Origin of the sequence: Nocardiopsis sp. NPDC006139, from assembly GCF_040614155.1 — a bacterium.
Classification (GTDB): domain Bacteria; phylum Actinomycetota; class Actinomycetes; order Streptosporangiales; family Streptosporangiaceae; genus Nocardiopsis; species Nocardiopsis changdeensis.
On record NZ_JBEXTT010000008.1, the window covers coordinates 145,984 to 158,000 of the forward strand.

At 70.1% G+C, this 12,017-nt stretch carries 12 protein-coding genes; 4 read left to right on the top strand and 8 right to left on the bottom strand.

The features are described from left to right. Window positions 1-57: 57 nt before the first annotated feature. The 3 genes from ABZ249_RS13055 to ABZ249_RS13065 form a co-directional block, all read right to left on the bottom strand. Complete coding sequence (locus ABZ249_RS13055) at window positions 58-1,032, bottom strand: DUF2332 domain-containing protein (RefSeq protein ID WP_355261449.1); 975 nt, start codon at window positions 1,030-1,032, stop codon at window positions 58-60. A 77-nt stretch (window positions 1,033-1,109) separates the two neighbouring features. Then, complete coding sequence (locus ABZ249_RS13060) at window positions 1,110-1,769, bottom strand: DJ-1/PfpI family protein (RefSeq protein WP_355261452.1); 660 nt, start codon at window positions 1,767-1,769, stop codon at window positions 1,110-1,112. Between the two features lie 3 nt (window positions 1,770-1,772). Next, window positions 1,773-2,732, bottom strand: a complete 960-nt coding sequence (locus tag ABZ249_RS13065) for a GlxA family transcriptional regulator (RefSeq protein ID WP_355261455.1) — start codon at window positions 2,730-2,732, stop codon at window positions 1,773-1,775. A 148-nt stretch (window positions 2,733-2,880) separates the two neighbouring features. Between ABZ249_RS13065 and ABZ249_RS13070 the strand changes: the two genes are divergently transcribed. Then, the gene (locus tag ABZ249_RS13070) at window positions 2,881-3,600 is read left to right on the top strand and encodes an ABC transporter ATP-binding protein (RefSeq protein ID WP_355261458.1); all 720 of its coding nucleotides are present in this window, start codon (window positions 2,881-2,883) and stop codon (window positions 3,598-3,600) included. A gap of 5 nt (window positions 3,601-3,605) precedes the next feature. Then, window positions 3,606-4,094, top strand: coding sequence for a redox-sensitive transcriptional activator SoxR (gene soxR / locus ABZ249_RS13075; protein WP_220560948.1), 489 nt, complete (start codon window positions 3,606-3,608; stop codon window positions 4,092-4,094). Window positions 4,095-4,159: 65 nt separating this feature from the next. On the opposite strand, the gene rnhA is transcribed toward soxR, so the two are convergent. The 3 genes from rnhA to ABZ249_RS13090 all read right to left on the bottom strand — a co-directional run bounded on the left by rnhA (window position 4,160) and on the right by ABZ249_RS13090 (window position 6,292). Then, on the bottom strand, window positions 4,160-4,615 hold the full coding sequence (gene rnhA, locus ABZ249_RS13080; protein WP_220560947.1) for a ribonuclease HI: 456 nt from the start codon (window positions 4,613-4,615) through the stop codon (window positions 4,160-4,162). A 490-nt stretch (window positions 4,616-5,105) separates the two neighbouring features. Next, on the bottom strand, window positions 5,106-5,765 hold the full coding sequence (gene def, locus ABZ249_RS13085; RefSeq protein WP_220560946.1) for a peptide deformylase: 660 nt from the start codon (window positions 5,763-5,765) through the stop codon (window positions 5,106-5,108). A gap of 95 nt (window positions 5,766-5,860) precedes the next feature. Then, a complete protein-coding gene (locus ABZ249_RS13090; RefSeq protein WP_255646560.1) occupies window positions 5,861-6,292 on the bottom strand; it encodes an SMI1/KNR4 family protein in 432 nt (143 codons plus the stop codon). Between the two features lie 228 nt (window positions 6,293-6,520). On the opposite strand from ABZ249_RS13090, the gene ABZ249_RS13095 reads away from it, so the two are divergent. Beyond that, the gene (locus tag ABZ249_RS13095; protein ID WP_355261464.1) at window positions 6,521-7,786 is read left to right on the top strand and encodes a sensor histidine kinase; all 1,266 of its coding nucleotides are present in this window, start codon (window positions 6,521-6,523) and stop codon (window positions 7,784-7,786) included. Beyond that, window positions 7,738-8,385, top strand: a complete 648-nt coding sequence (locus tag ABZ249_RS13100) for a response regulator transcription factor (protein WP_220560944.1) — start codon at window positions 7,738-7,740, stop codon at window positions 8,383-8,385. The genes ABZ249_RS13095 and ABZ249_RS13100 overlap by 49 nt, the downstream gene beginning before the upstream one ends. Before the next feature lie 52 nt (window positions 8,386-8,437). Here ABZ249_RS13100 and ABZ249_RS13105 read toward each other — a convergent pair whose 3' ends face one another. Then, entirely contained in the window at window positions 8,438-10,432 is a 1,995-nt protein-coding gene (locus ABZ249_RS13105; protein ID WP_355261830.1) for an AMP-binding protein, read from the bottom strand. A 200-nt stretch (window positions 10,433-10,632) separates the two neighbouring features. Further along, window positions 10,633-11,877 (bottom strand): multidrug effflux MFS transporter, encoded by a 1,245-nt coding sequence (locus tag ABZ249_RS13110; RefSeq protein WP_355261833.1) that lies wholly within the window; start codon window positions 11,875-11,877, stop codon window positions 10,633-10,635. Window positions 11,878-12,017 lie beyond the last annotated feature (140 nt).

A 12,017-nucleotide genomic window follows, 5' to 3' on the forward strand; every position in this document is an offset into this window, starting at 1 on the left:
GACACGGGGAACACGCGGCGACCCGCCGGCCGCCCGCCGGCCGCCCTCACCGCCGGGTCACGCCGACGCCCAGGTGAGGTGGTGGCCGTGCTCCCCCGCCCAGGCCACCACCCGCTCATCCACCGCGATCGTCATGTGCGTGGGCTCGGGCGGACGCGCACCCTCCAACCAGGGCAGCACCCGCCACCCCTCATAGGACACCCAGTGGCCGGGCAGCCCCCGCACCAGCTCCGCGAACCGCTCCCGCTCCGCCAAAGGCAGGTACGTGAGCACCGCGCTGTGGAACACCACCGGCGTCACCCCCTCGGGCACCCGCCCCACCAGGTCGGCGACGGTCTCCACCAGGTCCCCCGCCACGATCGGGGGCGGCCCGGCCTGGGCCACCACCCCCGCCGCGGCCCGCAACCGCTCCCGCCGCTCCCCCTCATGGGTCCCGGGCCAGATGAGGGACTCCAGCCACCGCACGTCCCCCGCATCGGCCGCGTTCAGCGGGTTGAGGTCCACCCCCGCCCGCCAGGCCACCTCCACCCCCCGCTCCGGAACCGGCACCCCGCCCGAGGTGGAGCACTCCAACACCACCGGGGACCCACCCACGGGCGCACCGCCGTCGTAGGAGTAGGCGTACCGGTCCGGGTACAGGCACAACCCCGCCGAGGACCCCACCTCCACCAGCCCCAGCGGCCCCTCCAACCGCGCCAGGACCGGCAGCAGGGCCGCGCAGCGCCGCACCTCGTTGGTCTGGGTCATCCGCTCCAGCACCACCTTGCGCACCGGATCCCAGTGCTCCAGCGTCCACGCCCGAAACCCCGCCCACTCCCGCACGGGGCCGCCCAGGAACCGCACCGCCCCCAGCAGCAGGTTGGGCTGGCGCTTGTTGTCCCCGGGCAGGGACAGCACCAGCCCCATCAGCTCATCGTCCCCGGCCAGGGCCCGGGCGATCTCCGCATAGGAGTGCGCGCCCCCGGCCTCGTAGTGCTCCGCGAAACGCCGGTACCACGACCGCACACGCTCGGACCCGTCTTGGTGCTCCACGGCGACCTCGTCTCACCCGGGGGAAAGGAGTATCCCCCTCATACCCCTGACACCCCGGGGCGGCACCGTGACCCCCCTCACGCCCAGTCCGGCCGCTCCTCCTCCCACAACAGGAACCGCCGGCTCTCCCGCGCCAACCCCACCACCTCCGCCGGCGCCTTCCCCGGCGACCCCGCATCGAACGGCGGCGCCGGATCGTACTCCAACGCCAACTGCACCATCTGCGCCCCGAACTCCCCCATCAGCTCACCCGCCAACGCCAACCCCATATCGATCCCCGCACTCACCCCCGCCGCCGTCACGTACTTGCCGTCGAACACCACCCGCTCCCCCACCGCGTGCTCCACACCCAAGCGCTCCAACTCATCCCCCGCCAACCAGTGCGTGGCCGCCCGACGCCCCGCCAACACCCCCGAAGCCGCCAGGATCAACGACCCCGTGCACACCGACGCCGTCCACCGGCTCCCCGCGTCCACCGCCCGGATCCACTCCACCAACGCCCCGCCCATCTGCCGCGCCTGCCCCGGCCCACCCGGCACCACCACCACATCCGCCGAGTCCACCTCACCCAGCGCCGCATCCACCACCAGCCCCGCACCACCGGCCGACGCCCGCACCGGCCCCCGCTCCTCACCCACGAACACCGTCTCCACCCCCGGCAGCGACCCCAACACCTCATAGGGGCCGATCGCGTCCAACGCCGTCACACCCTCGAACAGAACAACCGCCAACCTCACGACTCACACACCTTCCGCTCCGTGGAACCTGCTCCGATACCCCGCCGGAGAACACCCCAGCGACCTGACGAACACCCGCCGCATCACCTCCGCCGACGCGAAACCACTGCGCCGCGCCACCGCCTCCACCCCCAGCTCCGAATCCTCCAACCACCGCCGCGCCGCCTCCACCCGCACCCGCTCCACATACCGGCCCGGCGTACACCCCACCTCCCGCGCGAACACCCGCGCGAACTGGCGCACCGACAACCCCACCCGCCCCGCCAGCGCCTCCACCGACAGATCCGCCGCCGGATTCCCCACGATCCAGTGCTGCACCTCCCGCACCGCCGGACGCTGCGCCCACTGCGCCGCCAACGGCGCCGAGAACTGCGCCTGCCCACCCGGACGCCGCAGGAACACCACCAGGTGCCGCGCCACCGCCAACGCCACCCGCCGCCCCAGGTCCTCCTCCACCAAAGCCAACGACAGGTCCACCCCCGCACTCACCCCCGCCGACGTCACCACCCGCCCCTGCCGCACGAAGATCGGATCCGGATCCACCTCCACCCCCGGGAACCGGCGCGCCAGCTCCGCACAGTGCGCCCAGTGCGTCGTGGCCCGCAACCCCTCCAACACCCCCGCCCCCGCCAACAGGAACGCCCCCGTGCACACCGACGCCACCCGCCCCGCCCGCCCGCACGCCCCCGCCAACCACTCCACCAGCGCCGGATCCACCCCGGCCCGCGCCCCGTCGCCCCCGGCCACCACCAGGGTGTCGATCCGCCCCACCTCCTCCAGCGCCACCGACGGCACCAGCCCCAACCCGCTGGAAGTGCGCACCGCGCCCCCGCCCAACGACCCCACCCGCACCCGGTAATCCGCCCCCGGCGCCCGCCCGGCGCCCGCGAACACCTCCAACGGCCCCGCCACGTCCAAGCTCTGCACCCCGTCGAAGACGACGATCACGACCTCGTGTCCCATGCCCCCACCCCACCACCGCCCACCCAGGGCGGCAAGGTCACACACCCCACGAAAAAGGACACCCCCCGGCAGGGCACACCCCCCACACGAGAGGAAAGACACGAACAGATAACGAGAACTCTCACACGCCCCCGACGATCACAGCCCCATGACACCCCACCACCACGAACGGACACCCGTGAGGCTCACCGACCGCGACCGGCTGCACCGCAGCCCCGCCACCACCGCACCCCGCGCCCGCCCCCTCGTCGAGTTCCACGACGTGTCCCACACCACCCTGCTCTCCCACCTGGACCTCACCGTCCACCCCGGCGAACACGTCGCCCTCATCGGCCTGCCCACCGACCACACCACCACCCTCACCGACCTCCTCACCGGCCACACCACCCCCACCCACGGCCGCATCACCACCCACACCACCCCCCACATCCACACCAGCACCCCCCACACCACCCTCGCCCACACCATCACCGGACACCCCGACCCCGACCCCCACGACCCCCACCTGCACACCGCCCTCACCCACGCCCACCTGCCCACCACCCCCACCACACCCCTGTCCGACCTGCCCACCGACCTCACCCACCGCCTCCACACCGCCCGCACCCACTACGCCGACCTCACCCACCACCACCTCCTCGTCCTCACCCACCCCGCCCCCGGCGAACACCTCACCCCCACCCCCACCACCGGCCTGCTCCAACTCACCGACCGCCCCACCCACACCCGCACCGCCGACCGCATCCTCCTCCTCCACCGCGGCCGCGTCACCGAAACCGGCACCCACCACCAACTCCTCGTCCGCGGCGGCGCCTACGCCCGCCTCTACGCCCTACGCGGCACCCACCGCAACCGCCCCTACACTTGAGAACCGTGCCGCCCATCACCAAGGAACTCACCGTGGGGCAGGTCTCCCAACGCTCCGGCGTGGCCGTCTCCGCCCTGCACTTCTACGAACGCCAGGGACTCATCCACAGCCGCCGCACCGCCGGCAACCAACGCCGCTACCGCCGCGACACCCTGCGCCGCGTCTCCTTCATCCGCGTCTCCCAACGCGTCGGCATCCCCCTGGCCCGCATCCGCCAGGCCCTGGACCGCCTCCCCGACAACCGCACCCCCACCCGCGCCGACTGGGCCCGCGTCTCCGAACAGTGGCGCGACGAACTCGACGCCCGCATCGCCCAACTCGTCCGCCTGCGCGACGACCTCACCGGCTGCATCGGCTGCGGCTGCCTCTCCCTGGACTCCTGCGTCCTGGTCAACCCCGACGACGAACTCGCCGCCGACGGCTCCGGCCCCCGCCGCCTGCTCATCGCCGACGACCCCGCCGACACCGACCACACCCACGACCGCACCGCCTGAACCCACCCCACAACGAAGGGGGGCGCCCCACCCGGGACGCCCCCCTTCACCATGCACCCGCCGCCTCAGCGCAGGGCCGCCGCCTCGTCACGGCCGCGCCGGGCCAGCTCGTCGGCCCGCTCATTGCCCTCGTCGCCGCTGTGGCCGCGCACCCACCGCCACTCCACCTCGTGACCCGCCGCGGCCTCCTCCAGCCGCCGCCACAGGTCCACGTTCTTGACCGGCTTGTTGTCCGCCGTACGCCACCCGCGCCGCTTCCACCCCGCCACCCACGACGTGATCCCGTTGCGCACGTACGACGAATCGGTGTACACCACCACCGGCACCGGCTTGGTCAGGCTCTCCAGACCCCGGATCGCCGCCATCAGCTCCATCCGGTTGTTGGTGGTCTGCTCCTCACCGCCGTAGAGCTCCTTCTCGTGCCCGCCGTAGCGCAGCCACACCCCCCACCCGCCGGGGCCGGGGTTCCCGCTGCACGCCCCGTCGGTGTACACGATCACTTTCTGTTCCCCGTCGTTCATGCCGGGCAATCTACCGCCCCACCCGATAACAAAAAGGCCACACACCCCCCGAAAGGGGCCACCTACGGCGCCACCACCCCCAATGGAACCCCGAAAGGCCCCCGAATGGCACCGAAAACCCGCTAAAGGCACCCCCATCCGGGCCACCCCACCCGCCACCACCGAACCGAACGAACGAACCCGCCAGGCTCCGCCGTGCGCATCCGCGCCCCCACCCTCGCCCAAGCCCGCTTCCGGTCCGCCGCCCTGCCCCCCGAGGCGACCACGGCACCACCCCCACCCTCACGTCCCCGAAACCGCCGAGAACCGCCTCCACCCCGACCCCCAGACCCCACCCCGCCCACGACACCGGGATCCACCGCCTCCCCACCCTCGGCGCCCGCCCCCTACACGACCACCGCCGCCCCGAAGACAACGAAGTCCGCCCCGGCCGACACACAAAAAAGGGGCGGGAGCCCCAGGCCCCCGCCCCACACCACACCCCCACGGGCTAGCCGGCGAACTCGCGCTCCAGCTCGGCCGCCCGCTCCTCACGACGCGCGAACACATCGTTGGCCATCTCGTTCATCTTCTTCAACACCCGCTTGCGCTCCCGCGCCGACAACCGGTCGATGTACAACCGACCCAACGTGTGATCGGTCTCATGCTGCAGGCACCGGGCGAAATACCCGCTCCCGCTCACCACCACCGGCTCCCCATCCCGGTCCACCCCGCGCACCGTCGCACGCTCCACACGCCCCAGCTCCGCATGCGGACCCGGCACCGACAGACACCCCTCGCTCTCCACCACCAGGGCATCCTCGGCCGAACGCTCGTCCAACACCGGATTCACCACATGCCCCACATGACGCACACCCTCATCATCAGGGCAGTCGTACACGAACACCCGCAGGTCCACACCCACCTGGTTCGCCGCCAACCCCACACCCTCGGCCGCGTACATCGTCACGAACATGTCATCGATCAACCGGCGCAGCTCCCCGCCGCCCAACATCTCCCCCGGCACATCCCGGCAACGACGGTGCAGCACATCCTCACCCGTCACCGTGATCCGCCGCACCGAACCCCGCGCCGCCTCCGGCGCCAACTCCGGGAAGCCGTCCACCTCACGGCCCTGAACAACGGCCGCCACCTGCGACTCATCCGGCATAGGGGTCCCACTCTCACAACGCGATCACCGGCGGCGCACACCGCCGCACCACCCCGCAAAATAGCACGGAACACCAGGTAGACGACCACACACCGTCAACGGAACCACGCATTGCCCTGCAACAGGCACCGCGCCAGATAATCACGCAACGACACCACCACCAACCGGCGCCGATCCGTCTCATGGTCCCACACCACCACACCCGGACCGTAGTCCGTGTGCACATACGCGAACTGCGGCCCCATGTCCGAATCCCCGAAGAAGATCATCTCGTCGAACGGCGCGTACAACTCCAAGTAATCCGGCTCACCCCGCATCGCCAGATTGTCCTCCACCAACCGCTGCGCACTCCACACCACCGCATCCCCGTACTCGTTGACCACACCGTCGGTCTCCCGCAGCAACGACGCCAACTCGAACGGCAACGGCAGCATCAAACGCTTCTCGACCTCGGCCAACGCCGCCTCATCGGCCGGATCACGAAGATCGGCCTCCGGATACAACTCCAGAATCAGTTCACGCCACACACCCCGATCATCACAGGTCATGCCAACACACGGGAAATCGTCAGCGGCGAGTTGCGCCAAAAACCCACACCCGCCCAGCCCACAACCCACCCACACCCCACCCAACCACCCCGCACCCGACACCCCCGCACACCCACCACCAGGGGAGCCACCACCACCGACCACCCCACACCCGACACGCCACAATGGAAACCACCACACCCCGAAGGAAGAGGACCCGCACCCACCATGGCCACCGCACACCACCACCGCGCAGGCCCCCTCACCACCCTGGCCTACCTCTTCCTCCTCCTCTCCCAGAACATCGCCGCCCTCCTCCTACTCCCCCTCGTCATCGCCTCCGCCGTCCTCTCCCTCATCTGGATCGGCCTCCCCTTCGTCATCCTCACCGGCCACCTCCTCCGCACCCTCGCCGACAGCCAACGCCGCACCCTCACCCACCTCGACCACCACCGCCCCGTCCACTCCGGCTACCGCCCCATACCCCCCACCGGCATCAACCGCCGCGCCAGCGTCATCATCACCGACCCCGCCACCTGGAAAGACCTCCTCTGGCTCATCACCGGAACCGTCAACATCCTCCTCATCGCCCTCCCCCTCACCCTCATCGGCCACGGCACCTACCAAACCCTCCACGCCCTCGGCCTCACCGGCGGCCCCGACATCTACGGCTACACCCCCACCGACACCACCGAACGCCTCCTCTTCCTCATCCCCGCCACCCTCCTCATCGCCCTCGGCACCACCCTCGCCACCCCCGCCCTCCGCCTCTACACCGCCTTCAACCGCCTCCTCCTCCAACCCTCCGAAAAAGCCCGCCTCACCGCCCGCGTCGCCCACCTCGCCACCAGCCGCGCCAACACCATCGACACCCAGGCCGCCGAAATCCGCCGCATCGAACGCGACCTCCACGACGGCGCCCAAGCCCGCCTCGTCGCCCTCGGCATGAACCTCGGCATGGCCGAACAAATCGTCGAACACGACCCCGCCACCGCCCGCGCCATGCTCGCCGAAGCCCGCGAGACCACCCGCACCGCCCTCATCGAACTCCGCGACCTCGTCCGCGGCATCCACCCACCCGTCCTCGTCGAACGCGGACTCCACGGCGCCGTCCACGCCCTCGCCCTCACCCACCACCTCCCCATCACCGTCACCGTCACCCTCCCCGGCCGCCCCGCCGACCCCGTCGAATCCGCCGCCTACTTCGCCATCGCCGAACTCCTCACCAACACCGCCAAACACGCCGACGCCACCCACGCATGGGTCCACATCAACCACGGAGACGACCGCCTCGTCATCACCGTCACCGACAACGGCCACGGCGGCGCCGACGCCGCCCCCGGCAGCGGCCTCGCCGGCATCCGACGCCGCATCGACGCCTTCGATGGCACCATGAACATCACCAGCCCCACAGGCGGCCCCACCATCGTCACCCTGGAGATCCCATGCGCGTTGTCATCGCCGAAGACCTCGCCCTCCTCCGAGAAGGACTGATCAAACTCCTCCAAGCCCACGACTTCACCGTCGTCGCCGCCGTCGACAACGGCCCCGACCTCCACAAAGCCCTCACCCACCACCACCCCGACGTCGCCGTCGTCGACGTCCGACTCCCCCCCACCTTCACCGACGAAGGCCTCCAAGCCGCCATCTCCGCCCGCGCCCAGATCCCCGGCCTGCCCATCCTCGTCCTCTCCCAGCACGTCGAACAGCTCTACGCCCGCGAACTCCTCTCCGACGACACCGGAGGCGTCGGCTACCTCCTCAAAGACCGCGTCTTCGACATCGGCCAATTCATCGAAGCCGTCCGCCGCGTCGCCGCCGGCGGCACCGCCATGGACCCCGCCGTCATCTCCCAACTCCTCGCCCGCCAAGACAGCCAAGGCCCCCTCGGCCAACTCACCCCCCGCGAACGCGAAGTCCTCTCCGAAATGGCCGAAGGCCGCTCCAACTCCGCCATCGCCGGACGCCTCTACATCACCGAAAAAGCCGTCAGCAAACACATCAACAACATCTTCACCAAACTCGACCTCCCCCCCTCCTCCGACGACAGCCGCCGCGTCCTCGCCGTCCTCGCCTACCTCAACGGCCAATGAACACACCAAAAGGCCCCGGAGCACAACGCCCCGGGGCCCGCCGCACCCCCGCCTACTGCTCCCGACGCACCCGGTACAACCCGTCGATCTCCTCCGAGAACGCCCGCAGCACAGCCTCACGCCGCAACCCGCCCGACGGATGCACCAACCCCGACTGCACCGTGAACTCCTCCGCCAACACATGGAACGACCGCACCGCCAAATGCCGCGGCACACTCCGATTGGCCTCGTACACCAACCCCTGCACCTCCCGCAGCAGATCCCGATCCCCCGCGATCTCCTCCGGCGCCATCGACAACGGCCGACCGTTCACCAACCGCCAATACTCCAACTGATCCCGCACCAACGTGATCAACGCACTCGCGAACGGCCGACCCTCCACGATCACCAACACCTGGCTGATCAACGGATGCGACCGCAACCGCGCCTCGAACCCCGCCACCAACTCAGCATCCGACACCACCGCCGGCTCCGCCTCCACCACCGGCAAAGCCACCGTCGCATCCGGCTCCGGCACCGGACGCTCCACCACCTCCGGCTCCGCCTCCACCACAGGCTCCACCACCGGCCCCTCCACAACCGGCTCCGCACCCGCCACAGCACGCGACCCCGCCACGAACCGGCCCGGCACCTCCTCCACCGCCGCCTGCCCCCGCAACCGGCCCCTCACCCACACGAACCCGTCACCGTCCACCGACCCCGCGAACCCCGTCGCCAACCACCCCTCACGAAACGCCGACCGCGTCCCGCCCTCATCACCCCAATACCCCGCGAACACCGCACCACCGCGCACATGGGCCTCACCCTCACGCGACACCCACACCTCGCGCCCCTCCAACGCACGCCCCACAGAACCCGGCACCCGCGCCCCCACCGCATTGGCCGCGAACGCCCCCGCCGTCTCCGCCGTACCGAACACCTGCACCACCGGCACCCCCACACCCCCGTAGAAGGAGTCCAACCGGTCCGACAACCCACCACCCCAGCACACCACCAGATGCGCCCGGTCCCCCAACACCTCCCGCACCTTCGCGAACTGCCAGTCGTACATCGACCGCGACAACCGCTGCCACGCCCCCTTCTTCGGCGAACGATCGAACTGCACCGCCGCGTCCACCGCCGAATTGAACGTCCCCAACGAATCCCACCCCGTCGACCGGGCGCTCCCCCGCTCCCCCTCGAAGACCTCCTCCAACACCCCCGCACCGCACACCACCACCGACGGCCCGAACTCCCGCACCCGATCCAGGAACCGGCCACCACCCCCCAACCCCAACCGCACCCGACCCACCACACACGCCAACACCGTCGCCAACCCCTGCACCTGCGACAACGCGGCATCCGACAGAGCCGTCGCCTTCCCCGGCCCCAACTCCGCCACCCGCGGACCCACCCGATCCACCACATCCGCCGCCGCCGACACCAGAGCACCGTGCGACAACGCCACCCCACGCATCCACCGCGACACCGTACTCACCGGATACAGCACCACCGCCACATCCTCCGGAGCCGTCGCATCCCGACGGAACCGCACCGACGAAGCATCCATGTACGCACCCAGCGACACGATCTCCGCCAACCCCGGCTCGAACCGCCACACACGCCCCAGATCCGGCAACTCCCGCTGCAACGCCGCCACCACCCGCAGCGACCCCTCACCCTCCACCACAGCAGCCGCAGGACGCGTCTGACGCACCGCATGCGCCACCCGCTCCGGACCCGCCGACACCGGCAACGGCACCAACACCGCCCGCACCGACCACACCGCGAACGCCAACCTCACCCAATCCAGATGATCGGCGCACACCACCAAAACCCGGTCGCCCTCACCCACACCAGCGGCCACCAACCCCTTGGCCAACCCCGTCACATCCGTCGCGAACGCCCCCGCGCTCACCGACCCCCACCGACGACCGCCCCGACGCCCCTCCTCCGGCACCGAGAACAACTCCGCGTGCGCATCATCGGTCGCCATCTCGTAGACCAGGTCGCTCAACCCGGCCACCCGCCGGGCCCACCCACCGGAGCCGACACCCGTCTCGCCCATGACCACAGACCACTCATCCTCAAACAGCGTCGAAGAGCACGGACCCCACCGGCCCGCACAGGACAGACATCCCGCACCAAGGGGGAAATAGTTCCCCTACAATGCCCAACCTCCCCCACCCACGGCAACATGGAGAGACCCACAAAACACAAGGCCCCATGACCCCCGCACAGGGTCATGGGGCCCAACACCCGAACCGATCACACCCGGGCACGCACCGCCGAACGCACCGTCCACAAGAACGACACACCCGCCAACGCCGCAGCCCCCACCATCACCACCGACATACTCACCAACGACGCCTCACCCGACGGGGTCAACCCCGCCAACGCCGCCACACCACCACCCAGCGCGAACTGCAACGCACCCATCAACGCCGACGCCGTACCCGCCACCGCCGCCGGCTGACCGTCCAACGCCGTCACCGTCGCATTGGGCATGATGAAACCCGTACTGAACATCATCAACGCCAACAACGCCACCACCAGCCACAACGACGCCACCCCCGACACCGCCGCCACCAGCAGACCCGACACCGCAGCCAGACCCACCACCAGGCCCAGACCCAAACGCCGCAACGTCTCCATCCGACCCACCAAGAACCCGTTCACCTGCGTCCCCGCCAACATCCCCAACGAGTTCACCGCGAACAACCACGCATACGTCTGCGCCGACACCCCCAGCTCCTGCTGCGCCACGAACGAGAACGCCGACACATACGTGAACAACATCCCGAAACCCAGACCCAACGTCAGCACCGGCCCCACGAACCGCGCCTGACGCACCAGACCCGCCACCGTCGCACCCAGCACCCGCGGACCCTGCGCACGCCGCTCCGCCACCGGCAACGACTCCGGCAACCACAACAGCACCAGCACGAAGCTCACCGCCGACATCGCCGCCAGCACCCAGAAACTCAACTGCCACGGCCCCACCAGCAACAACTGCGCACCCGCCAACGGCGCCAACAACGGAGCCAGCATCATCACCAGCGCCAACCGCGAGAAGAACCGCACCGCGTCATCGCCCTTGAACAGGTCACGCACCACCGCCCGCGAGATCACCGCACCCGCCGCACCGGCCACACCCTGCACGAACCGCAACACCACGAACAACGTCACATCCGGCACGAACACGCACAGCACCGACGTCACCGTGAACACCGCACCGCCCACCAGCAGCGGAACCCGCCGCCCCCAGGCATCGCTCATCGGCCCGATCACCAACTGACCGACCGCCAACCCCAACATGATCGAGGTCAACGTCAACTGGATCTGCGCCTCGGACGCCCCCAGATCCTCCGCGATCTGCGGAAACGCCGGCAGATACATATCCGTCGCCAACGGACCCACCGCCGCCAGCACACCCAGCACCAGGACCAGCAACACCACCGACCGGCGCGCACGAACCGGCGGCGCACCCTCGGCCGCCACCGGCCCGGGCACCGTGTCAGGGGAGTTCGGGGACTGCACAGGCCACTCCAAAAGATCTCGACGCGATCGAGGAAGAGAAGTACACAAAGCGAAAAGGGCCCCGGCGCGTGGGAGCGCGACCGAAAGGGGCCACTCCATCCCAACACCGGGAC